The sequence below is a fragment of the Amycolatopsis sp. NPDC114484 genome (assembly GCF_055633755.1).
The window spans coordinates 128355-151445 of the sequence record NZ_JBVKDQ010000013.1 but is presented as its reverse complement, the minus strand read 5'-3'; the positions used below and the strand labels follow the sequence as shown (position 1 = coordinate 151445).

21 protein-coding genes and 1 pseudogene are annotated in these 23091 nt (G+C 68.7%); 12 read left to right on the top strand and 10 right to left on the bottom strand.

Features of this window, described 5'->3' with window-relative positions; all coding sequences use genetic code 11:
* Positions 1–89: 89 nt before the first annotated feature.
* Together ACZ7SW_RS29005 and ACZ7SW_RS29000 are read right to left on the bottom strand one after the other, a co-directional pair.
* Positions 90–1061: an amidohydrolase family protein gene (locus ACZ7SW_RS29005; RefSeq protein WP_470233527.1), complete on the bottom strand. Its 972-nt coding sequence runs from the start codon at positions 1059–1061 to the stop codon at positions 90–92.
* Entirely contained in the window at positions 1039–2844 is a 1806-nt protein-coding gene (locus ACZ7SW_RS29000) for a carboxylesterase/lipase family protein (RefSeq protein WP_470233526.1), read from the bottom strand. The genes ACZ7SW_RS29005 and ACZ7SW_RS29000 overlap by 23 nt, the downstream gene beginning before the upstream one ends.
* A gap of 343 nt (positions 2845–3187) precedes the next feature.
* Here ACZ7SW_RS29000 and ACZ7SW_RS28995 point away from each other — a divergent pair, with 343 nt between their 5' ends.
* Positions 3188–3805: a TetR/AcrR family transcriptional regulator gene (locus ACZ7SW_RS28995; RefSeq protein WP_470233525.1), complete on the top strand. Its 618-nt coding sequence runs from the start codon at positions 3188–3190 to the stop codon at positions 3803–3805.
* Between the two features lie 68 nt (positions 3806–3873).
* On the opposite strand, the gene ACZ7SW_RS28990 is transcribed toward ACZ7SW_RS28995, so the two are convergent.
* From ACZ7SW_RS28990 to ACZ7SW_RS28980, 3 genes are all read right to left on the bottom strand, one after another.
* Positions 3874–4311 carry a hypothetical protein gene (locus tag ACZ7SW_RS28990; protein ID WP_470233524.1) on the bottom strand — a complete coding sequence of 146 codons (438 nt, stop codon included), beginning with the start codon at positions 4309–4311 and terminating at the stop codon, positions 3874–3876.
* Positions 4302–4640, bottom strand: coding sequence for a hypothetical protein (locus ACZ7SW_RS28985; RefSeq protein ID WP_470233523.1), 339 nt, complete (start codon positions 4638–4640; stop codon positions 4302–4304). The genes ACZ7SW_RS28990 and ACZ7SW_RS28985 overlap by 10 nt, the downstream gene beginning before the upstream one ends.
* A gap of 269 nt (positions 4641–4909) precedes the next feature.
* Entirely contained in the window at positions 4910–5593 is a 684-nt protein-coding gene (locus ACZ7SW_RS28980; protein ID WP_470233522.1) for a hypothetical protein, read from the bottom strand.
* Positions 5594–6147: 554 nt separating this feature from the next.
* Between ACZ7SW_RS28980 and ACZ7SW_RS28975 the strand changes: the two genes are divergently transcribed.
* Positions 6148–7602, top strand: coding sequence for a GH25 family lysozyme (locus tag ACZ7SW_RS28975; protein ID WP_470233642.1), 1455 nt, complete (start codon positions 6148–6150; stop codon positions 7600–7602).
* A gap of 128 nt (positions 7603–7730) precedes the next feature.
* Here the strand turns inward: ACZ7SW_RS28975 and ACZ7SW_RS28970 are convergent, their stop codons facing one another.
* Positions 7731–8780 (bottom strand): M48 family metallopeptidase, encoded by a 1050-nt coding sequence (locus ACZ7SW_RS28970; RefSeq protein WP_470233521.1) that lies wholly within the window; start codon positions 8778–8780, stop codon positions 7731–7733.
* Positions 8781–9127: 347 nt separating this feature from the next.
* On the opposite strand from ACZ7SW_RS28970, the gene ACZ7SW_RS28965 reads away from it, so the two are divergent.
* The gene (locus ACZ7SW_RS28965) at positions 9128–9985 is read left to right on the top strand and encodes an SAM-dependent methyltransferase (protein ID WP_470233520.1); all 858 of its coding nucleotides are present in this window, start codon (positions 9128–9130) and stop codon (positions 9983–9985) included.
* Between the two features lie 71 nt (positions 9986–10056).
* On the opposite strand, the gene ACZ7SW_RS28960 is transcribed toward ACZ7SW_RS28965, so the two are convergent.
* Positions 10057–11016 (bottom strand): SMP-30/gluconolactonase/LRE family protein, encoded by a 960-nt coding sequence (locus tag ACZ7SW_RS28960; protein WP_470233519.1) that lies wholly within the window; start codon positions 11014–11016, stop codon positions 10057–10059.
* 103 nt (positions 11017–11119) lie between these two features.
* Here ACZ7SW_RS28960 and ACZ7SW_RS28955 point away from each other — a divergent pair, with 103 nt between their 5' ends.
* The 4 genes from ACZ7SW_RS28955 to ACZ7SW_RS28940 all read left to right on the top strand — a co-directional run bounded on the left by ACZ7SW_RS28955 (position 11120) and on the right by ACZ7SW_RS28940 (position 13275).
* Positions 11120–11701, top strand: coding sequence for a TetR/AcrR family transcriptional regulator (locus ACZ7SW_RS28955; protein WP_470233641.1), 582 nt, complete (start codon positions 11120–11122; stop codon positions 11699–11701).
* A gap of 39 nt (positions 11702–11740) precedes the next feature.
* A complete protein-coding gene (locus tag ACZ7SW_RS28950; RefSeq protein WP_470233518.1) occupies positions 11741–12169 on the top strand; it encodes a HutD/Ves family protein in 429 nt (142 codons plus the stop codon).
* An 8-nt stretch (positions 12170–12177) separates the two neighbouring features.
* Positions 12178–13005 carry an SCO6745 family protein gene (locus ACZ7SW_RS28945; RefSeq protein WP_470233517.1) on the top strand — a complete coding sequence of 276 codons (828 nt, stop codon included), beginning with the start codon at positions 12178–12180 and terminating at the stop codon, positions 13003–13005.
* A 111-nt stretch (positions 13006–13116) separates the two neighbouring features.
* On the top strand, positions 13117–13275 hold the full coding sequence (locus ACZ7SW_RS28940; protein ID WP_470233516.1) for a hypothetical protein: 159 nt from the start codon (positions 13117–13119) through the stop codon (positions 13273–13275).
* A 3-nt stretch (positions 13276–13278) separates the two neighbouring features.
* Here the strand turns inward: ACZ7SW_RS28940 and ACZ7SW_RS28935 are convergent, their stop codons facing one another.
* Positions 13279–14991 (bottom strand): DUF1003 domain-containing protein, encoded by a 1713-nt coding sequence (locus ACZ7SW_RS28935; RefSeq protein WP_470233515.1) that lies wholly within the window; start codon positions 14989–14991, stop codon positions 13279–13281.
* 468 nt (positions 14992–15459) lie between these two features.
* Between ACZ7SW_RS28935 and ACZ7SW_RS28930 the strand changes: the two genes are divergently transcribed.
* The 3 genes from ACZ7SW_RS28930 (at position 15460) to ACZ7SW_RS28920 (ending at position 18008) form a co-directional block, all read left to right on the top strand.
* The gene (locus tag ACZ7SW_RS28930; protein ID WP_470233514.1) at positions 15460–16497 is read left to right on the top strand and encodes a helix-turn-helix transcriptional regulator; all 1038 of its coding nucleotides are present in this window, start codon (positions 15460–15462) and stop codon (positions 16495–16497) included.
* 113 nt (positions 16498–16610) lie between these two features.
* The gene (locus ACZ7SW_RS28925) at positions 16611–17342 is read left to right on the top strand and encodes an ANTAR domain-containing response regulator (RefSeq protein ID WP_470233513.1); all 732 of its coding nucleotides are present in this window, start codon (positions 16611–16613) and stop codon (positions 17340–17342) included.
* 165 nt (positions 17343–17507) lie between these two features.
* On the top strand, positions 17508–18008 hold the full coding sequence (locus ACZ7SW_RS28920) for a DinB family protein (protein ID WP_470233640.1): 501 nt from the start codon (positions 17508–17510) through the stop codon (positions 18006–18008).
* Here ACZ7SW_RS28920 and ACZ7SW_RS28915 read toward each other — a convergent pair.
* Positions 17998–19314 carry an outer membrane protein assembly factor BamB family protein gene (locus ACZ7SW_RS28915; RefSeq protein WP_470233512.1) on the bottom strand — a complete coding sequence of 439 codons (1317 nt, stop codon included), beginning with the start codon at positions 19312–19314 and terminating at the stop codon, positions 17998–18000. The two genes, ACZ7SW_RS28920 and ACZ7SW_RS28915, sit on opposite strands and share 11 nt — an antisense overlap.
* Before the next feature lie 176 nt (positions 19315–19490).
* Here ACZ7SW_RS28915 and ACZ7SW_RS28910 point away from each other — a divergent pair, with 176 nt between their 5' ends.
* Together ACZ7SW_RS28910 and ACZ7SW_RS28905 are read left to right on the top strand one after the other, a co-directional pair.
* Entirely contained in the window at positions 19491–21017 is a 1527-nt protein-coding gene (locus tag ACZ7SW_RS28910; protein WP_470233511.1) for a molybdopterin-dependent oxidoreductase, read from the top strand.
* 64 nt (positions 21018–21081) lie between these two features.
* The gene (locus ACZ7SW_RS28905; RefSeq protein ID WP_470233510.1) at positions 21082–21747 is read left to right on the top strand and encodes a fasciclin domain-containing protein; all 666 of its coding nucleotides are present in this window, start codon (positions 21082–21084) and stop codon (positions 21745–21747) included.
* A gap of 46 nt (positions 21748–21793) precedes the next feature.
* On the opposite strand, the pseudogene ACZ7SW_RS28900 reads toward ACZ7SW_RS28905, so the two are convergent.
* Positions 21794–22927, bottom strand: a pseudogene (locus tag ACZ7SW_RS28900) (MFS transporter).
* Positions 22928–23091 lie beyond the last annotated feature (164 nt).

The following is a 23091-nucleotide window of genomic DNA, read 5'->3' as shown; positions in this document are numbered from 1 at the left end:
TCTTTCAATTGAGCACGAAGACCCGCGGGTCAGCGGACGGCCTGTCGGGATCCCGCAGCCCACATAGAAAGCGCTGGTCTTCTGGGCGTTCACGAACCTTCGGACAGCCGATGTCCGGCCAAGCGCTCCGCCAATCTCGGGTACAAGGTGAGGGCGTTGTGACCGATTGCCTCGCGCTCGGCCACCGACAGCTGCTCGTATCCGAGAATGGCCGCGAGGTTGGCGTCCATCGTGGCGTCGGTCGTGCACGGCACCCCGCAGTCGGATCCGTAGACCAGGTGGTCCGCGCCGACCATGGCAACCGCCGGGCCCAGCGCCGTCGGCGCGGTCGCCGCTGTATCGACGTAGAGCCGCTTCAAATGGCGGTCCATCTCGTCGGCGGTCAGGTGCTGTGGATTCGGAACCCATTGTTCGAGACCGAGCAGGCGAAGCCGGCCGGAGAGCACTGGCAGCGCTCCGCCGCAGTGGGCGATCACAAAAGCGATGCCGGGGTAACGGCGGAACACGGCCCGGTAGAGCATGTCCGTCACCGTGCGCGCGGTCTCGAAGGCGACGTCGATGATCACCGGAGGCCGCCCCATTTCGCCCATCGCATAGGCGTCCGGATGGACGAAAACGGTGGCCCGCCGCCGATCGAGTTCGGCCCACAGCGGCTCGAGCGACGGATCGCTCAGGTACACGCCGTTGTAGTGGCACGTCACCGCGTAGCCGTCCGCGTGGAGGTCGGTGCCGGCTCGCTCCACTTCGGACAAAGCCGCGTCGCAGTCATCGGTGGGAAGCGCGGCCAGGAGACCGAACCGGGTCGGATACCGCTCGACCAGCGAAGCGCCGTAATCGTTCGAGAGCCGGAGCGCTACCGCGGATTTGGGGATATTGCTCAGCAGTTGCGTCGCGATACCGGTTCGATCCATGTACGCGAGCGTGCTGTCCGGGTCCCACTCCGGCGGTGCCGGAGTCTGCCAATCGGCCTGTTTCATCAGTTCCCAGCGCGCCGAACGCTGCTGCGGGGTTTCCGGGGGATAGAAATGGGCGTGGGTGTCAATCCATCCGTCGACGAGCACGGTCGTCCTTTCGGTACTGGTCTGCCGGGTCGTCGCCCAACTGACGGCGAAGGTTGGCCACAAGGATTCGGTCGAGGGCTGCGACCGAATCGATCCCGGCCGCGGTGAACGCGGCCTGCTGGCGCCGGAGCAAACCGGAGCACATCCGGAGGTCCTCGCCGAACCAGAGCACGTCCCCGGTCGATTCGTCGAACCGGGTCCAGTCCGCGCCCGGCTCACCGTGGTGGACGAACCGGCGGTAATGCTCTCCCATCTCGCGCGAGACGCGGCCCATCCGCGCCCGGTCGATGCCTTCGAAGGCCGGCCAGCGGGCCAGGTCGGCTTCGCTGTAGTTGCGGAACAGGAACGGTGTGTCACCCGTGTGCACCGCCCGCAGCTCCCCCTGCGATCCGGGCAGGTCCCAGGAGAACTGGAACACCCAGACCGGGATCTCCGCCCGGGCCAGGTTCGCGGCGATCGCCAGCGACGACATCGCGAAGAACTCGAACGACATGAGGTCCGACAACGCCACCCCTGGCGCCGTGCCGGGTGGCCGCAGAGCCCGGAACTCCTCGAGGACGCCGCCGGCCCGGTCGCCGAAGACCTGTTCCGCCACCGCGTGAACCGCCTGCTCGGTGCCGTGCCGAGCGGTCGGCGAGTGGCCTCGGAAGAACTGCCATTCGTCGCGGGCGAAGCCGACGATGACCTCCAGCGACTTCTCTGCCCCGATCCGGTCGAGGTCGAGCTGGGGCGTGGACAAGTAGGAGGCCGGCTGCTCGTGGACCCAGGCACCGTCGACCACCGCGCCGAGCGGACGCCAGGCGACGTTGGCGTCCGCGGGCACGTACCGCGTCACGATGTTCTGGACGGCGAGCAGGCGCTCGACCTCCACCGTCGCCAGGGCGCCTGGGTCGTCGACGCCGAGCAGATCGAGGTACAGGCGAGCCACCTGCTCGGCTTCCGGCCGCCACTGGGTGCACCAGTTGTTGAACGGCGACAACGACTGCAGCACCGCCCGGCGGATGAGCGGCCTGGTGCCGGGGTTGGCCAGCAGGTGCGAGACCGCGGTCGCGCCCGCCGATTCCCCCGCGGCCGTGATCCGATCCGGGTCGCCTCCGAACGCCGCGATGTTTTCGTGCACCCACCGCAGGGCCGCGACCTGGTCCTGGAGCCCGAGATTCACCGCCTCGCCGAGGGAGCCGCCCAGCAGTCCGAAATGGACCCAGCCGAGCGCGCCCATCCGATAGTTGGGACGGACGACGACAACCTGCGCGTCGCGCGCGAGGTTCGCCCCGCGTTCGAGGTGGAACGACCCGGAGCTGACCGCGTTGGCCCCGCCGTGGAAGTACAGGTAGACGGGCATCGTTCCCTCGACGCCGGCGGGAACCCAGATGTCGAGGTAAAGGCAGTCCTCGCTCGCGTTCGGCTGGTCGTAGGTAGCCGGGGTGTACGGCGGCCAGGACACGATGCCGGGCACCCCGGGATCGAGTTCGGCGATCAACTGCCGGACGCGGTCCGCGTTCGACGAATTGATCTGGGCCGACGCGGGTCCGGAGCGGGAGGCGTCTCGCACTCCCGGCCAGCTCGGCACAGGCGCCGGAGGCCGGAACCTCAGCTCGCCGACGGGCGGCGCGGCGAACGGCACGCCCCGGTAGACGTAGTTCCCCTCTTCGCAGACACCCTGCAGCGTTCCGAAACGGGTTTCGGCCACAGCGCGCCGATCGGCGAAATCCGCGGCCGGAGAGGAAGAAGTCACGCGCCCCCGGTCGAGTTCGAGGAAACCGCTGCTACGCCTGGCATCCATGCGTGACTCCATCCCTTCGCGGCCAACCTGTTCGACCTTACTTTGCACTGCACTGTGCAGTGCAATCAAGGATCGCGGCAATGCCGTGGACAAGCTCACATCACGCCGCGAGCGCCTCCCGCTCCGCGTGCCGCCGTCCAGTGGCCCAGCGCAGCCCCGCGCCGGACCACCTCGCCGATCGTCGCGACCACGGCGCAGGTTCCCTACGAGCACCTGCCGGATCTCGTGCTCGTCGGGCAGGGGTTCTCCGAGAGCAACTGCCGACTCGCCCTCCCCGAGCCTGCTACGGTGCACTACACAGTGCAGTGCACCGTTCGGGCGGTTCGGAGAACGCGGGGACAACATGACAGAGGCAGGTGCGGCCGTGTCGCCGGCCAGGCAGAAGGTGCTGGACGCGGCGGTGACCGTATTCCTCGAGTGCGGCTTCGAACAGTCCTCGATGGAACAGATCGGTGCGGCCGCCGGAGTCGTCCGGCGGACCGTGTTCAATCTGTTCGAGTCCAAGGAGGCGCTGTTCCGGGCGGCCGTCGAACAGGCATGGGCGTCCATGCCGATCGCCGAGATCGGCATGGACGAGGAGGCATTCACCGATCCCGTGGCCGGGTTGACCAGGATGGGCTTGGCCATCAGCGACTTCTGGGCTCCGCCCGCGGCGGTAGCCATGGTGCGCCTCGTGATCAGCGAGAGCCGGCGCTTCCCGCAGTTGGCCGAGGACTACCTCTCACTCGGCAAGCTGCCCGCGCTGAGCGCGTTGATCGAATACCTCGGGGAGTGGAACCGGCGCGGGGAACTGGCCGTGCCCGACCCGGATCTGGCCGCCCGGCAATTCGTGGGGATGATCAACGAGCCGCTGCTGTGGTTTCGCGTGCTCGGACAGCCGGGCGTCCCGACCAAGAAACGGCGGGCCCATACCGTGGACGAGGCCGTGCACACGTTCCTGGCCCGGTATCGGCCGCGCTGAGACATGGCAGGTACGCAGAGAGCGTGCCCCCGGGACTTGGCCGCCCCCCCCCGCAGTCGCGCGCCGCCCTATCCACCAGCTCCGATTCCTCTTTCACCGTCGACGGGCCGCACCGTCGCGGAAAGCCCGGTGGCATAGAAATCCAGGGACATCAAAGTGGTGCCGAGGGAAAATCCGGCTCTTCTCTCGAACCCAGGTCGAGTATCTCGCCAGGCTCTCAGCTCAGTTAGCAGCGCATGTCCGTACGCCGGATCGACTTCGAGTGGAAGCTCCGGTTCAAGGCTGAAAACGCTGACATCGGAGAACAACAGAGTCAACCTCGCTCCGCCGGACCCGTTCTCCAGTCCGAACTCGACCTCCAGGTCTATCGACCTGAGGCTCACGACGAGACCCAGCCGGTCGACATGGGCGCCGTTGCGCAGGTCGACCGAACCCCATCCGTCAAGCACTACGTCGGTTTGCCCCAGCTCGCCCAACGGCTGAAGTCCGTCGTACCTCACGTCCATCCCTGCTTCCTACCGCCGCAGATGCCGGTAAACACGGGCAATGTCCCGCCATCCCATAGAACGGACCGGGCCTTTGCCGCCCCGGCGGTCGGGTTCCGATGATTCCGCCCTTGCAGGTACGTGTGCGGTGTCGGAATAGCACGATCGACCTTCTTCTCGTGGTGCTTCTTTCCATAAAGGTCGTTGTGATACCAGCCTTTTCGTGTCTCAACGACCACGCGTGACTTGCCCTTGTTCATCGTGTGCGCGATTCTCAAGGCAACCTTCGCCTTCGCTGCGGAGTTTACGCGAGAGACCGCCCGGCTGACGAACTTGAGCGCAGGGCTCATCACCGGATGGACTGACCTTCGCCCCGACTGCGTCCTGGTCACCGACTCCGCCGGCATCGTCACCGGCGGAGGAATCACCGGACTCCCCTCCCCCCGCACCAGGAATCCCCGACGGCACCGCCTGGCAAGCGACCGCGCGCCCTGGCGCTGGGCCGGTCACCGTCTACGCGGTACTCGGCGGCCGCTTCTACCGGCTGCACGAATCCGTTGCCACCGCGAACTGAGCGAGACGGCGATGCCCACCAGTTCCGGTTAGCTGGGCACCGTCGTCAGACGGTTTCGGCTGAACCGGTGTCCGTCTTGGACAGTGCCGCAGTTCTCCGCGACCATCGGCGGTCCGAGGGAGTACGGAGGTACTCCTCCCCCGGCTGGAGAGGCTTGTCGACGATCTCCTTGACCTCCGGGTACATCAGCACCACGTCGCGGAGTCGGATCTCGGTGCCTTCCTCGCCCCCGGATTCGTCGCCCCAGCCGCAGAAGAACAACGACTCGTCGTCACCTCGCGCTATATGCGAGATGAACCGGAATGGATTGTCCTCGCCTTGCTTGTACTGGGCCAAGTCCAGCGTGTCGAAGCACAGCAACGCCGGGTCGGACCGAGCCAACCCGGCGGGCGCTGCCCACTGGCGGTATTGAGCGTCAGTCCATCGTTCGTGCCCGTCCCGGGCCAGCCCCTGCTCGACGTCGAGCGAACCGATCACCCATTCCCGATCTTCCGGGTACCAGTCGGCTGCCGTCCCGGAGTGCAGTGATCGCAGCAGGGTCAGCTGCGGCAGCAACTTGACGACATCTTCCAGGCACACCGACGCCAGGCGCCCGGGATCGCTCGAGAACAGCTGCCACTCGTCGTCCTCGTCGAGGACGACGTAGTCCAGGTCGCCTGGACTGGTCAACAACCGTCGATCGCACAACGTGAGCTGCGCGGCGTCTTGACGCATCGGCCAGGGAGCCATCCTGCGGTCCTCCTCCACGGGGTTGAACGGCCTTGTTCCACCGCGAATGACTGCCGTCCGCGTTGGCGTAATCGGCCGGGAGTCTCCTGCCAAGTACCAGAATCTTGCATCAGGACCAAACCCTAGAACGAGTCGGACATAAGTGATTACCAGATGCTTTCCGGCACCATCCGACAGCGGGACCGGCGCAGGTTCTGGACGCTGCCCACGTATCAACTGTGCGCGACCGCTCAGCCGGGTTTCGTCGACGCAAAGCGATTGTCCGCCGGATTTTCTTGCGGCGCGGGTGATTCCGCCCCAATCCCGGTAACGCTTCCGGGATCCCGGTGATAGCGGTGTGAACTGATACTGGGTGGAGGTTTGCGGTGGGATGGATTCGTGGTGCGGTGACTGCTGGCGCGGTCTCCGTGTTGCTCACTTGTGCATTGGCCGGGACACCGGCCGCGGCGGCAACTAACTCAACAGGCCCGAGCGCCCCGGCGCATCCGGGCGCGGACTACCTGGGCTCGACCGTCGGCAAAGACCCGGCACCGAAAGCCGCCCCGCGCATCGCGATGGCCGCGGGCGTGACGACGCCGGGCATGGACGTCTCGCACTACCAGGGCACCGTGGACTGGGGCGCCGCAGCGGGCAACGGCGCGAAATTCGCGTACATGAAAGCCACCGAGAGCACCACCTACACCGACCCCCAGTTCGCCGCCAACTACGCCGGCTCCGCGAACGCCGGGATCCTGCGCGGCGCCTACCACTTCGGACTGCCCGACACCTCGACCGGCGCGGCGCAGGCGCAGTTCTTCCTCAGCCACGGCGGCGGCTGGGTCTCCGACGGCACAACCCTCCCGCCCGTGCTGGACATCGAGTACAACCCCTACAGCACCGCGGACTGGACCGGCTGGTGCTACCACATGACCCCGGCCCAGATCACCGCCTGGATCACCGACTTCACCACCACGATCCACGACCGCACCAACCGGTGGCCGGTCATCTACACCACCAACGGCTGGTGGAACCACTGCACCGGCAACAACCCCGGCTTCGCCCACGATCCACTGTGGATCGCCAGCACCATCACCATGCCCGCCAGCTGGACCGACTACACCTTCGCCCAGACCGCGACCTCCGGCACCTTCCCCGGCGACCAGGACGTCTTCAACGGCACCCTCGCCGACCTGCAGACCCTCGCCGCCGGCACCGAACCGGACAAGATCACCGAGCACTACACCGCACTCGGCGGCCCCGCCTCCTACCTCGGCACCCCGACCGGCAACCGCTACCCCGCCGACGGCGGCTGGGCCCAGAACTACCAATACGGCGTCATCGGCTACAACCCGCCCACCGGCGCCTACGCAGTCCACGGCGCGATCGCCCAGCACTACCAGGAACTCGGCGGCCCCACCGGCTTCCTCGGCCTGCCCACCACCGACGAAACCCTCACCCCGGACAGCAGCGGCAGCTACAACCACTTCGCCAACTCCGGCTCCATCTACTGGACCTCGACCACCGGCGCACGCTCGCTCCACGGAGCCATCCGCGACAAATGGGCCGCGCTGGGCTGGGAACGCGGACTGGGCTACCCCACCACCGACGAAACCGGCACCCCCGACGGAACCGGCCGCTACAACCACTTCACCAACACCGCCTCGGTCTACTGGACCCCCGCCACCGGCGCACAGTCCATCCGCGGCCCCATCCGGGACAAATGGGCCGCACTGGGCTGGGAACGCGGCCTCGGCTACCCCACCACCGACCAAGCCACCACACCCGACGGAACCGGCCGCTACAACCACTTCACCAACACCGCCTCGGTCTACTGGACCCCCGCCACCGGCGCGCAATCCATCCACGGCGCCATCCGCGACAAATGGGCCGACCTCGGCTGGGAAAAGGGAACCCTCGGCTACCCCACCAGCGACGAATACGCCGTCACCGGCGGCCGCCGCAACAACCTCCAGCACGGAACCATCACCTGGAACAGCGCCAACGGAACCACCCAAGTCGCCTACAGCTGACCGGCTAGTCGGCGAGCCCGCAGGCCATCCAGCCTGCGGGCTCGCCGCTGCAAGACTCGCCGATCCAGACCTCACCCGACCTCCGCAGGATCCCGTTGACAGCAAGGATCCGGCACATCGCGGCCGCCTCAGCCGTTGCCGTTGCCGTTGCCGTTTCCCGAATCCCCGCCGAACTTCGTCCAGACCTTGCTGGCCGCGCCGGCGACTGTCTCTCCGACTTCGGTGAAGACCTTCGTCAGCGGATCCGCCGAGGCGTTCCAGGAATCCTTGTACGACTTCGCCGCGGACTTCAGGTCTTCCTTCCAGTCCGTCACCGGCGCGTCGTCGTCCCGGCGGGGGTAGTCGCCCGACAGGATCGCCCGGTACTGCTCCGACGCGGCCCATTTCTGCAGCTGCGTCGCCCGGACCACGGCGAACGGGTGGGTCTCGGTCTCGACGTTCTTCAGCTTCAGCAAGCTGTCCCGGATATCTTCGACCGATTCGTATTCCGCCCCCTGCCGGAGGAACGACGGGATGTCGATGCGGGACGGGTCGACCCCGCCGGCGAGCTGGATCTGGGCGCGCAGCGCCGCGGCCGGGTCCTGGCCGCACAGCAGTCCGGCGCGGTCGCACGACAGTTCGGCCTTGCGGTACCACTCGCTCAGCGCCGCGATGATCGCCCGGATGCCGAGCGCGCTCACCGGCGTCCAGGACATCGACAGCTGGAGGTTGATCAGGCGGATCATGATCGTGCGGTAGACCGCGTGCCCGGACAGCACGTGCCCCATCTCGTGCCCGATGGCGAACCGCAGCGATTCGTGGCTCATCTGGTCGACGAGCGCGGTGCTGATCCGGATGAACGGCTCGTCCATGCCCAGCGCGGAGGCCTGCAGCCGCGGATCCTGGTAGACGAACAGGTTCGGCACGGCGGGGAGATCCAGCGTTTCGGCGCATTCGTGGCGCAGCCGGTCCAGTTCCGGGTACTGCCGCGGTCCGACGCGGATCGACGAGGCCAGCGCCATCAGCCGTTCGCCGCGTTCGTTGTAGAAACCGGAGACGGCTCGGATCACCTGGGCGAATCCGGGCACCGCGCGCAGCGCGGCGAGCGCGCCGCGATCCACCGGATGTTCGTACGCCCGCGGGCTGATTCCCGGAAAACGGACGGCGTCCCGGCGCGCGGGCTCGATTTCGTCAGCCATGACTCCCCCATTGAGTTGCTGACCGCAGCCTACTCAACGCTGATCATTCCGCGGCCCCCAGGTACGGCGATTCCTGTTGCCCGCCCACGGAAATCCTGCCTCCGGGCAACAATCCTGTGGTTCAGACCACTGCCCGAGCACGGTGCGTGCCACTGTGGACACGGCGGGCTGTCGCACGGGGTGGGCGGATGGGCCGAACGGAGGATTCGCCGAGCGGGGGATCCCAGCACCGCAGAGCGAGGAGCGGGGCGGGTGAGCGCGGACCCGCGCGGGGAGCGGGGCAGCACGCCCGTCCAGCGCGATCGCCCGGATTGGATACGATTGGTCACGACTGCGGGGGAGGCAGCGTGGCGCAAGGACCTGAAGAGCCCATCCCGGGCGTGGACCTCGACCGCCCCAGCGTGGCGCGGGTCTACGACTGGTATCTCGGCGGCACGGCCAACTGGGCCATCGACCGCGAGTTCGGCAAAATGGTCCTCGCGGCGTTCCCGGCCGGGATGTACTGCGCCCGAGCCAACCGCGCCTTCCTGCACCGCGCGGTGCGGCACCTGGTCCGCCTGGGCGTCCGCCAGTTCGTCGACATCGGCTCCGGCGTCCCCACGATGGGCAACGTGCACCAGATCGCCGACGAGGTCGCACCGGACTCCCGCGTCGTCTACATCGACCGCGAACCCGTCGCGGTCGCGCACTCCCGGATCCTGCTGGAGCGCCACGGCGATCCCGAACGCCACGCGGTGATCCAGGGCGATCTTCGTGAACCGGACGAACTGTGGCAATCCGTCGCGGACACCGGCGTCATCGACCTCGGCGAACCGCTGGCCCTGCTGGTCACCGCGGTCCTGCACATCCAGCAGCCCGGCCCGGACGGCCGCGACCTCGGGCCCGAGGCCATCGCGCGGTACCGCGAAATGCTGTCCCCGGGTTCGTATCTGGTGCTGTCGCAGATCACCCACGAGGGACTGCCCGACGACATCGCCCGCCAATTGCACGCGGTCATCCAGCTGTACGACACCAACGTCAGCAAGCACGTGCTGCGCTCGAACGCGGAAATCCACGCCCTGTTCGGAGACTTCGAACTGGTGGATCCCGGCGTCACGTGGACCGCTGCCTGGCATCCGGAGGAAAGCGGGCTCAACACCCCGGTCATCGACTTCGCGGACCCCAGCGAGGCCGCGATGCTGGCCGGGGTCGCGCGCAAACCCTGAGCGTTACGGAAGCTGTTGTGGCGCAACGGGAAACAGCTAACTGCAGGTCAGGGCCGAGCGCCTTGCGCGAGTCACGATCCGGGGCGTAGCTCAGCCCGTACCAGCATCGCGTTCCGGAAAATCCCGTCCGGCGGCGCGGTCGTCCCGCCGTCGGTGGTCACGTAGAGGGCTCGCCCCTCCTCGCCCGGAACCCAGACGGCGCTCGACGGCCCGACCAGGAGTTCGTCGAACGGCTCCCCCGCGATGTGCCGGACCTCGCTGCCGTGCCTCGGGATGAGCGGCACCCGGTCCAGGGTATTGGCCCGATGCCTGGTGACGTAAGCGAATCCGGCCTCCTCGTCGAGCGCGAAGTCGTCGGCGTTGTCGATCGCGGCGACGAATTCCGGGGCACCCGCCGGGTCGAGCGTGGCGGGGTCGACCGGCACGCGCATGAAGACTTTCTGCGCCGTGGAGGTGTAGTAGAGGTATCCGGTTCGCGCGCTGTACCGGACGCCGTTGACGCCTGGCTGGCGCGGCGGGGCGACCTCGGCGTCCGGGTCGTCGGCCATGGTGTCGTGGGCCAGCCAGATCCGGGCCTGCGCGCCGCGTGCGTCGGCATCGAGGTCGACGCGCCAGATCAGCCCGGCGAAACAGTCCGCGACGGCCAGCACTCCGCTGCCGAGCAGACAGCTGCCGTTGAGTGCGCGCACGCGGTCGTCGAAGGTGAAGACGACCTCCGGGGAGACCGGTTCGCCAGGCGTCCAGCCGGCGAGGTCGAGCCGGACCAGGTGCGATTCGTGCGTGGTGTAGCCCTCGGTCAGGCTGACGAGGAAGACGTCCGGCTGGACTTCGACGATTCCCGTCACCGGATGGTCGAAGCGATGCACGAGAACGGGACGCTGCGGCTCCGGCACGAGCCACAGCTCCTGCTGCAGGAGGACGGTGACCAGCACCGAACCGTCGGCGCGGACGGCGAGGTTCTCCGGGAAGTACTTCTCCGGGAAGGACGCGACCGGGGTCAGCGTGACGTCGGGGAGGGGAGTCATCGGCATGGGGCGCTCTCCGTGAGTTAAAAGAGGACGGACATCCGCTTTTCTTTCACGCTAGGCTGCCGGGGCGAGGAGTGTCAAGGCGAGGGAGCGGACGTTGCCGAGGGTGAGCCAGCAGTACAAGGACGACCAGCGGGGAGAAATCCTGGCGGCCGCGCGCCGCTGCTTCCTCCGCGACGGCTTCCACCGCACGTCCATGCAGGACGTCTTCGCGGAGGCGGGCAAGTCCGCGGGCGCGGTTTACCGGTACTTCCCGAGGAAGGAGGACATGATCGTCGCCGTCGCCGCGCAGAATCTCGACGACGTCACCGGGGTCCTCCGCGCCGTCCTCGCTCGCGGCACCGGCGACAACAGTGTCGGCGAGGTGCTGGCGGAACTGCTGGAGGCCGTGACCGATCTGCACCGAGACCGGCAGTTGGCGGGCATGGCGGTGCTGGTCTGGTCGGAAGCCCAGCGCAACCCGGAACTCGCCGAACGGCTCACCGCCGCGTCAGTCGAGATGAGTGCCGAAGTGGCTGGCCTCGTGCGCGGCCGGCAGGAGGCGGGAACCTGGACCGGCGCACCGGCTGATGCGCTCGCACAGGCGATTTTGGCGCTCCTGCCTGGGTTTCTCTTCAACCTCGCCCTGTCCGGACCGGACGGAGTGGCCGGATTCCCCGACGCGGTCCGCACGCTTTTGCCGCAGTAGGCGTTTGCGTCCGCCCTCAAGAACGGGTGAGATGCCCTGATGCTCATCCCGTCCGAAGTCACCCCGGTCCCCTGGCGCAATGGAGCGGGCACCACCCGGGAACTCGCCGCCGACCCCTCGGGAGAAAAGCGGTGGCGGATCAGCGTCGCGGATCTTCTCGAAGACGCGCCGTTCTCGGTTTTCCCTGGCATCGACCGGCTTTTCACCGCGCTCGGCCCGCTCCGCCTGACGATCAACGGGACGACGACGGACCTCGATCTCGGCGACCAGATCCGGTTCGCCGGCGAGGACACCGTGACGGTCGCGCTCGATCAGCCGACCCGGGCCCTCAACGTGATGACCCGGCGCGGGCAGTACCGAGCCGAGGTCGTCCTCCGCTCCCCGGACGCCGACCGCGCGGACGACGCGGTCGCGACGGTCGATCTCGGCGAGCAGATCGCCGATATTTTCCTCGCCACGCTGGCATGATGCAGCCCATGACCCGCACTGCCCGGCGCATGTTCGAGCTCCTGGAGCCGATCTGCCTCGTCACGTTCTTCGCCGACGAGTGCAACGAGGAACTGGCCGCACTCGGCCATCGCACCTACTGGGACGGCTATTTCGCCAGCCGCGCCGCACCGTTGGGACGACCGCCGGCGGAGGTCGTGCACGCGGCCTTCTACAACTTCGCCGAGGGTGAGGTCGCGCGGCACATTCCGAGCGCGTGGGAGACGATCCCGGCCGAAGCCTCCGTCGCCGCGCGCGAACGGGGCAGCGCGGCCTCGGTGCGCCGGATCCTCGGCGACGAAGTGGCCTCCTCCCCGGGGTTGGTGCGCGCCGCCGACCTGACCACCAAAGCCGCGACGAGCGCGCCGACCGTGGGCCGCGCGATGTACGCCGGGATGCGCACCCTTCCGGTGCCGAGCGACCCGGTCGCCCGGCTGTGGCACTCCGCGACCATGCTGCGCGAGCACCGCGGGGACGGGCACATCGCCGCCCTGGTCGGCGCGCGCATCGGCGGGGCGGAGGCGCACATCTTGTCCGCGCTGGAGATGGGCGTCCATCCGCCGGAGTCGTTCGGGCGCGTCCACCACCTGCCGAAGAAGCGGCTGGCCGCGGTCATGGACGGGTTGCGGGAACGGGGACTCGTGGACGCCGAGAGCCGGTTCACCGACGCTGGGCGCGAGCTGAAGCAGCGCATCGAAGACGTGACCGACGAACTGGCGGCCGCGCCGTACGAAGCTCTGTCCGCTGCCGAACTCGACGAGCTGATCGCCGTGCTGGAACCGATCACCGCGAGGCTGGTGGCTGCCGGGTCGAAGTGACGCAACGGGCCCCGCCGCGCCTCGATTTCGGGGAATCCGAGCGACTTCGTCAGTGTTCGATCGCTGACCAACTTCGCCGCTTGGGGCGGAGCGCGAAACCTCTGGAATCTCTTGCCCGGCCAGTGGTTCCCCTTCGCGCTCCGCGCCCTGTCCGGCCTGGCGTCGCGGCCGGGCGAGAAAGCTCTCGACGTCGGCGGCACTCCGTTGCCCGACCAGCCGTCGTTTATCGCGCCGGTCAACGTCTTCGTGCGTTACGGAGCCGCCGCGTGATCCTCAGTCGTGCCGAGCGGCCAGCCGGACGGCGTCCATGGCCGCGACCTCCTTGGGCGTCCGGCGTTGCGCGCCCACTCCGAGGAATCCGCCTTCCTGGTTCACTTCGGCGACCACCGTGGCGATCTCCACCAGGAACTCGCGGAAGTCCGGCAGTTCCGCCGGCGCGGCGCCGGCGACGATCGCGGCGGCCGAGCGGATGGTCTTTTCCGCGTACGGCAGGTATTCGGAGTATTTGACGCCCGGCCGCAGGCCCGTGTCGAAGGCCGACGAGGCCGCCGCCTCGCGGATGAACCGCCGCGGGTGCGCGACGCTCGCCTCGCGCAAGGTTTTCACCAGCGCGAACATCTCGTCCGAATCGACCCCGCCGACGGAGAGCCCGACCAGGATTCCCGACGCCATCATCGCCCGCTGCAGGGTCGCCCATTCCTCGGCGGTGAAGTCCTCCTCGCCCGCGCCGCCGCGGGCGCGCCCGTCGCGGACCACCTGCATGCCCACGCTCGCCACCAGGCCCGGGATGCTGCGTGCGACGTGCAGTTTCCGCGTCCGCGCCGACGCCGGCAGGTCGTCCCAGGCGACCAGGTCCGGGTCGGGCAGCTCGCCGGAGGACTGTTCGGTCCGCCACCGGTCGTGTTCGCGCTGGGCCAGCAGCAGGACCTCGTCGTCGCCGAACGCGACGGTGAGAGCGGGGTCGAAAGCAGGCACCATCACGCAGCCGACCAGCGCCAGATGCTCGCCCAGCTGCCGGGCTTGCGCGCGGGAGAGCGCCTTGTGCTCCTCGGGGGCCTGGTCCCAGCGGGGCGGGACCCAGGCGTGGACGGTCCGCAGGGCGTGGCCGTCGACGTCGTGGATGGCTCGCGCGAGATCCTCGATCAGCTCGCCGCGGGTGTAGCGGCTGAGGTCCTCGATCAGCCGGTCCTGCGCCTCCAGCCGGGCTTTCATCCGGCGGCATTCGTGCAGGACCGCCTCGCCGTTGAGGAAGGTCTGCTCGGAACGCCGGTCGCCGGCCTGGCCGAGGACCCCCTGGCCGACCATGATCACGATCATGAAGACCAGCTGGACCAGCGTGGACAGGAAGGTCATGAACGCGAACGGGTACGGGTCCAGCCGCTGCACGCCCAGCCCGGCCAGCCCCATCCACACCACCTGCGTCCCGGCGGCCAGGTAGAACGCCCACATGCTGCCGAGCCGCTGCGTCAGCCAGGCCGCGATCCGGCCGTTGACGCTCACCGCCTGGTCGAGCGCCTGCGGCGGCCGCTGCACGCGGTGCTGCTGGATCCACGGATGCGGGCTCGATTCCAGCAGGCTCACGCCGCGGCTGAGCGCCCGGTCGTGCTGGTCGAGATGCCGCTGCAGGTCCGAGATCTGCTCGAAGACGGCCTCGGCGTTTTCGTAGGTCTGGATCGAACGCCGGTCGGCCGCGCCGCCCAGCACCCGCTGGCCGACCAGGATCACCAGGCACAGCACCAGCTGCACCACGTTGTCGAGGAACAGCAGGAACGCGAACGGATACGGGTCGGCCGCGCGCAGCGGGCCCCAGGTCGCCAGCGCCATCCACCCGGCGACGAGAGCGAGCACGACATACAGCGCGGGCATCGAGCCGACCGCACGCGTCAGCGCGGCCGCGAACGCGCCGTTGAAGCCGACCTGTTCGTCCGCGGTCGTGGCCGGACGCCGCGGCAAGCGCGGCAGCCGCGGCATTCGGCGGCGGTTCACCCGATCCGTCCGGATTCGGTGGCCGCGGCGGCTTTCCCGCACGCTTTTGTTTGCTCCGTGGATCCGCGCCGCGTCACCGTCGAGCCCCTTTCCGCTTCCAGCCGGTCTCTGCTACCCAGTATCCCGGCGCGGCCAGGGAGGGGTCCACGGCACCCGTGCCCGAATGTCCACTGAGGACTCGGCAAAGGCGCGCGCGGATCAACCAAGACGGTCGTCCGGAAAGGAAATCGTTTTCCGGGCCATTTCGTACCCGGCTGCCGGAAACGCCGCCTCCCGGCCGTCCCCGGCGCGGGGTACCGTTGCGGAAGCGCCGGCCCGGCGGAAAGGCAGGTTCCGGCGGACCGGCGACGATGAGGCGTTTTCGCATTCGGCGCGCTGCCGTGGGACGGCGATTTCCTCCGGCCCGGAATTGCCTGCCCGGCAGGCAGCGCTTCGCTGCCCGAACGTCCGTGAACGGCGGGAATCGTGATGAAAGAACTCGATTTCGACAGCGAAGACCTGGAAGTCACCGAGGAGTTCCTCAGCAGGGCCTACACCAGGATGCAGATCGGCGGCGACGTCGAGCGGACCCGGGCGCACGTCTCCCGCAATGTCGTCGGATCGGTCAGCGTGGACGATCTCGAGTTCAGTTACGACATGAGCCACGACGCCGGGACCCTCGGCAAAATCTGCCTCGGCAACGTGCATTCCGGTTCGATCGTGCGGCAGTACTTTCCCGACGGGGAGGAAGGGTTCTTCGGGCCCGGCGGCGTATTCGTCTACACCCCGCACGACCGGCCCTACGCCGGGGTGATCCGCCGTTCCCGCTACAACCTCGTCATGTTCGACCCGCGATTGCTGACCCGCGTGGCCGCCGCGCTCCCCGGCCGCAGACCCGATCCGGTGCGGCTCGTCGGCGACCGGCCCGTTTCCCCGGCGGCGGCGCAGCATTTGCGGCGCACCACCGCCTACCTGCGCGACGGCGTCTGCGCCGATCCGGAACTGAGCCAGCAGCCGCTGCTCGTCTCGGCCGCGTCGCAACTGCTGGCCGCGAGCGTGCTGACCGCGTTCCCCAACACCGCGACCACCGAGCCCACCGGCGAGGACCGCCACGACGCGCACTCGGACACTCTGCGCCGCGCGATCGCCCACATCGACGAGCACGCCCACCAGGACCTCTCCGTGGCCGACATCGCCGCGGCCGTGTACGTCAGCGTCCGCACGGTGCAGGTCGCCTTCCGGCGGCGGCTGGACACCACCCCGATGGGCTACCTGCGCCGGGTCCGGCTCTCCCACACGCACGCCGACCTGGTGGCCGCCGACCCCGCGAGCACCGTCACGGTCACCGCCGTCGCCGCCCGCTGGGGTTTCTTCCAGCTCGGCCGGTTCGCCGCCGCCTACCGCACCGCCTACGGCTGCTCCCCGCGCCAAACCCTCGTCCAAGGCAACCCTGAGGGGGACTGCGTGTCCGGCGCTGGGTACTGCGTTATCGGCATAGCCACGGCAGGCGGATCCGGGCTTCACTGAACGCAGGCGGCAGACAGCCGCCTGCGCCGGCGCCGTACCGCCGCGCAGCCGGTGGACGCCCCTCCCGAGGACTCCCCGCACGCGCACCGGTTCCCGCTTGCCCGGAGGGAACTATGCCTGCCACCGAACGCGAAACGCTGATCGCCGAGGCCGTGCTCGACCTGGCCGTGCGCGAACGGCCGGTCCCGGACCTGGTGCACGACCTCACGACCGACCTGGCCGCATTGCTCGATCTGCGGGCCGCCGGGGTCGCCGTCCTCGACGCATCCGGCAACGCGGACTGCCTCACCACCTCCGACGAAACGTACCTGCCCTTGGCTCGGAGCCAATTCGACCTCGGCGAAGGTCCCGCAGTAGACAGCATCCGCACCGGCGCCGCGCTGCCTCCGGTCACGCTGCGCCCCGCGAGCACCGGACCGCAGCGCTGGCCCCGCTTCACCGCCCGGGCGCTGCGGGCCGGGGTCACGCGCGTCGCGGCCGTGCCGCTGCGGGCGGGCGGGCACGCCGTGGGCGCTGTGACGTTGTTCGGCGCGACTCCGCCCGCGCTCTCCACGCAGGATCTGCGGCTGGCTCAAGTCCTGGCCGACGCGGCTGGAGCCGGGTTGTCCCGGCATCAGGCGTTGCGCACGAAGGACGAGATCATCGAGCAGCTGCAGAGGGCGCTGAACTCCCGCGTCGTGATCGAACAGGCCAAGGGGATTCTCTCCGCGCACCTGAACATCGATGTCGGAGAAGCCTTCGAAAGGCTGCGTTCGCACGCCCGCGCGCAGCGGCTGAAGATCAGCGAACTGGCAGGGATCGTCGTACGAGGAGAAATCCCGTCCGGGTTGAAGGAGGTCGCCTGAGCGGGCCCATCGGCGAGGGGCGGCTGGCTGGTTCCCCCGGGGCCCAGCCAGCCTTCTCGCGTTTTGGCCCGGGTTCCGCCCCAGTGGCCGCGCGGTACCGGGCGAGCGACGGCATACCTGCTCCTTCACCTGGACCCGGCCATCCGGCAAGCTGGACCGGTGGCCATGGAATCAGTGATCGACAGCTCCGCCAAGAAGCAGCTGGAATTCTTCGTCGACGAGCACCGCGAGGCGCTCCAGCACTGCCTCGACGGGCTCACCGAGGAGCAGGCCCGCCGGTCGCTCGTGCCGTCGCGGACCACGCTGCTCGGGCTGGTCAAACACGTGACCGTCGTGGAGAAGGTCTGGTTCGACGAAGCCGTCACCGGCCGTACGCGCGCCGAGATCGGGATCCCGGAGACGCCGGACGAATCGTTCGCCCTCGCCGACGACGACACCATCGAATCCGTCCGGCGAGCGCACCGCGAAGCCTGCGAGGACGCCCGTCAGGCCACCTCGGCGCTCGAACTGACCTCCGTCCTGCCCGGCAACCGGCGCGGTCCGCTGCCGCTGCGGTTCGTCTACCTGCATGTGCTGCGCGAACTGGCGCAGCACTGCGGGCACGCGGACATCCTCCGCGAGCAGATCCTCGCTGAGCCGCCGCGGGGAGGACGGGCTACTTCTTGACCGGGTACGCCTTGGGCGAACCGTCCTTGTCGACGCCGGCCGCGGCGTACTTGCTGACCCAGGCCGGCACGTAGCCGACGTCGGTGGACAGGTCCTTGCCGGTCTTGGCATCCAGGACGATCGGCTGCCTTCCGTTGGTGTAGCCGTACAGCGCGCCGTGCCAGGCGACGGTCAGGCCGCCCGGCGGGACGCGGTTCGCGGCCTGGTCCGGAAGGCTCCACAGCTTGGTCCCGGCCTTGGCGTCATAGCCGGTGAGCACGCCGGAATCGGTGCAGGCGAGCACCGACTGCTCGTCGTAGAGGCAGTCGCCGTACGAGTCGGGGCCCAGGTTGCGCGTGCCCTCCACGGAGAACTTCTCCGCGCCCGTCGCCGGGTCGAGGAACTTCAGGAACGCGTGGCCGCTGCTGTACTCGTTGGCCTTCAGGACCACCATCGCCGGGTCGGCGGGCAGGATCTCGACCGCGCTCGATTTGGCGACGGCGACCCACTTCTGCTGGCCGGTGGCGACGTCGAGGGCGGTCGCCTGGACCTCGGACGAGTCCGGGACCACCTTCGCCGCGACGCCGACCACGACGTCGCCGTTCAGGCTGCCCGCGACGTAGTCCTTGCGCTCCCACAGCTGTTTCCCGGTCGCCGGGTCCAGTGCGACGGTGAGGCTGTAGTCCGACTGCGAGAAGCTGGCGACGACCGCCTTGTCGGTGGCCGCGACGACCTGCGTGACGGAACGGCCGCCGCTGATCCCGTACTGGTCGTCGGCGATCTTGGCGTTCGCCTGCCAGGCCTTCGCTCCGGTCTCGGGGTTCACCGCGAGGACGGCGAGCGCGAGGTAGCCCGGCGTCGTGCCTTGCTCGGGCATCCGCAGCGGGACGGCTCCGACGGCCAGTTTGTCCGTGACGAGCGGCGGGCGCGGGCCGCTCTGCTCGACGAACGGCCCGTTGTGCGCGTTCGGGTCCGCGGCCGGGCCTTCGATCTTGGTGTTCCACTTCTCGCCGCCGGTCAGCACGTCGACCGCGCTCAGCGATTCGGGGGCGATGATGTAGCCGGTGCGGTCGCGCAGCGTCATGAACTTCGACGTCACGGAGCCGCCGAGGTTGGCCTGCAGCGACGTGCGGGGCAACGAGACGCCCTTGCTGGTGTCGAACGCCAGCGGCGGGTCGGCGGTCACCGCCTCGGGCTGGGCGGGAGAGGCGGGCGGCTGCTGTCCCGCTTGCCCGGTGGGCAGGCCGGTCGGGACGGACCCGCCGCCGCATGCCGCCGCGGCGGCCAGCACCCCCAGACAAGCCGCAGTGATCAACATTCGCCGCATCGGTGTCCCCGTTCTCCCGAATCGCTGCTCCATTCGGAGTCGTCGGAGGAACTTAGCCGACAGAACGGCCGGGCGTGCACGAGATCGCACAAATACGGCGAAAAAGGTGACTCGCTCGCGGTGCTAACCCGGACGAGTGACGAAGGCGGACCCATCCGCGGCCGGTCCGGCCGCGAATGCCTGGCATGACCTCCCGTCCGCGGTTCCTTCCGGCGGCGCTCTGCGGCGTCCTCGCCCTGATCACGGCGCTGGCCGCCGGGCATCTGGCGGCGTCGTTCGGCAATGTCAACGCTTCGCCGTATCTCGCGGTCGGGAACGGGGCCATCGATCTGACTCCGCTGCCGGTCAAGGACTTCGCGGTGCGGACCTTCGGCACTTACGACAAAACGGTCCTGCTCGGCGGGATGGCGGCGGTGCTGCTGGTCATCTCCGCGGCGGCGGGGTTGCTGTCGCGGCGATCGCCGTGGCCGGGCGTCGCGATCATTGTCGCGTTTGGACTGGTCGGCGGGGTCGCGGTGGCCGCGCGGCCGGATCTGACCGCGGCCGCGTTGCTGGCTCCCCTGGTCAGTTTGGCCGTCGGGGTGGCGGTTTTCCTGCTGCTGCAACGAATCGCCGCACGACAGCAGGCGACGAACTCCTCGCGGCGATCGTTCCTCCTCGGCAGTGCCGGCACCGTCGTCGGGGCCGGAGTGCTCGGCGGTGCTGGGCAATTGGTCAGCCGAACCCGGGACGCGACTGCTTCTCGCGCGGCGGTGGGCCCGCTCGTACCGGCGGTTTCGGCTCCGCCGATTCCCGCCGACGCGGATTTCGCCAAGCTCGGGACCCCGCCGTTCCTCACGCCGAACCAGAACTTCTATCGCGTCGACACCGCGTTGTCCGTTCCGCAGGTGCGAACGGAGGACTGGAGCCTGCGGATCCACGGGATGGTCGAGCGGGAAGTCCGGTACCGGTATCGCGATCTCCGCGAGCGGCCGCTGGTCGAGCGCACCGTGACGATGACCTGTGTGTCCAATGAGGTCGGCGGCGATTACGTGTCCACTTCGAACTTCATCGGGGTCGATCTCGCCGATCTGCTGGCGGAGGCCGGGGTCCAGCCGGGCGCGGAGCAGTTGTTCTGTTCCAGTGTGGACGGTTGGACGTCCGGCACGCCGGTCGCCGCCGCGCTGGACCGTTCGCGCGGGGCGATGCTGGCGATCGGCATGAACCGCGAGCCCTTGCCACTGGAGCACGGATTTCCCGCGCGGCTGGTCACTCCCGGGTTGTACGGGTACGTCTCGGCGGTCAAGTGGGTGGTGGACATCGAGGTCACCACCTGGAAGGCCCGCCAGGCGTACTGGCTCCGCCGCGGCTGGGGCGAGCAGGCGCCGATCAAAACCGAATCGCGGATCGACACGCCCAAGGGATTCGCGACTGTTCCCCCCGGTGCGGTGCGGATCGCCGGGGTCGCCTGGGCGCAGCACACCGGGATCGCCAAGGTCGAGATCAAAGTGGACGGCGGAGCCTGGCAACCGACGACGTTGTCCGCCGAGGTGAATCCGAATACCTGGCGGATGTGGTGGACGCAGATTTCGGTGAAGCCCGGCACGCACCAGGTGTTCGTGCGGGCGACCGACAAATCCGGCTACACCCAGACCGAAGCCCGTGCCGGCACCGTGCCCGACGGGGCGACCGGATGGCATTCCTCGACTTTTATCGCTTCCTGACCAATCCGGTTCCGAACCAGCTCCGAATCCCTGATGAAAAGTCCACTGTGAACGGAGAATTCCCGTGAAGACCCTTCGCCTCGCCGGTATCGGCGCCGTCGCCGCCCTCGCCCTGACCGCGTGCGGCACCAGCACCGACAACAAAGCCCCGAGCGGCAGCAGTCCGTCGGCGATGCCCTCGTCGATGCCGTCGTCGGCGCCGATGTCGAGCAGCAGTTCCGGCGTCACCACCAACGACCAGGTCTTCGGTCCCGCCTGTTCCCAGCTCCCGCAGGGCAGCGCGCCGGGTTCGCTCGACTCGATGGGCCCGCAGCCGGTCGCGTCCGCCGCCTCGACGAACCCGCTGCTCACGAAGCTGGTCGCGGCGGTCAAGGCCACCAACCTGGTCGACACGCTCAACAGCCAGCAGGCCATCACCGTCTTCGCCCCGGCCGACCCGGCGTTCAACGCCCTCGGCGACGCGAAGTTCAAGGAGCTGGCGGCCAACCCGAACCAGCTCGTGCCGATCCTGCAGTACCACGTCGTCGGAAAGCGTTACGACGCCAAGGGCCTCGAGCAAGCCGGCACCTTGACCTCGCTGAACACGGCGGGCGGGCCGCTGAAGATCGAGGGCTCCGGCGACAATCTGACGGTCAACGGCGCGAAGATCCTGTGCGGGAACATCCCGACCAAGAACGCGACAGTCTTCGTGATCGACAAGGTGCTCACCCCGGGCACCAACAAAAACTGAGCCACCGGGCCCGGCGCGCCTCCCCGGCGCCGGGCCCGGCTTCCGCTCAGTTGAGCGAAGAAGCGACGTGCAGATCGACGTTCTTCGTCTCCGGAGCCATGAACGCGCTCACGATCGCACCCAACGCGGCGATACCGGCGGCGATGTACATCGTGGCCGACAGCCCGAGATTGGTCAGCGACCACGGCGTCGCGAACGTGCCGACAGCCGCGCCGATCCGGCTGATTCCGTTGCACAGTCCCACTGCCGAGGCGCGGACCTCAGTCGGGAACAGTTCGTTCGGGTAGATCCATTCCAAAATGGACGGTCCGCCGTTGAACACCGCGTACACAGCGAACGCCAGGGCGATCAGCCACAGCGCGGCGCCCGGCCGCAGACCGAGGTAGAACAGCCCAGCCGCGGAGATCGCGAAGCCCCAAATCAAGACCGGGCGCCGGCCGAGTCGGTCCACCAGCGGCAGCGCGGCGATATTGCCGACGAAGAAGAAGAAATTGATCAGGCCGTACCCGAGGTGCGACAGGTTGCCGCCGCCGAGGTTGAACAGTTCGAGAATCCGCGGCCCGAACGCGTAGATCGCGAACAGCGGAACGACCGTGCAGGTCCAGAAAATCGAGATGAACACGACCCGCTTGAGATACTCGCGGCGCCACAACGCGGACATCGGGGTTTTGGTCTCGGCCTCCGGCAGATCGTCCAGCGTCGCGTGCTCGCCGATCGTCGCGCGCAGCACCTCCAGCGCCTCGGCGTCGCGGCCCTTGCTGTGCAGCCAGCGCGGCGATTCCGGGACGCTGGTGCGCGCGATCACGATCAGCAGCGCGGGCACCGCCGACGACGCCAGCATCCACTTCCAGCCCTCCGGCACGTTCAGCAGGAAGAACCCGACGAACGCGGCGACCGTCGCGCCGACGAACCACATCGCGTTCAGCCCGCCGACCAGCCGCGCCCGCCACGCCCTTCGGCGCGAACTCGGTGACCAGCGCGGTGGCGATGGGATAGTCCGCGCCCACCGCGACGCCGATCAGCAGAACTGCAGCACCGAGCAGACGATGATCGCGATCAGGTCGATCGTGTACCTCAGCTTCCGGCCGATGCGGTCGGTGAGCGGGCCGAACACCGCTCCCCCGAGGAACACTCCGACCAGCGCGGACGCGCCGATCAGGCCGGACCACAGCGAGTCCATCCGCCACTGCGGGCCGATCCGCGCCAGCGCGATGCCGATGATGCTGAGGAGGTAGCCGTCCAGGAACGGCCCGCCGGACGAGTACAGCGCGAGCTTGCGATGGAACCCGTTGAGCCGGGCCGAATCCAGGGTCACCCGAACGGCGTCGCCCGATGCGCGGTCAG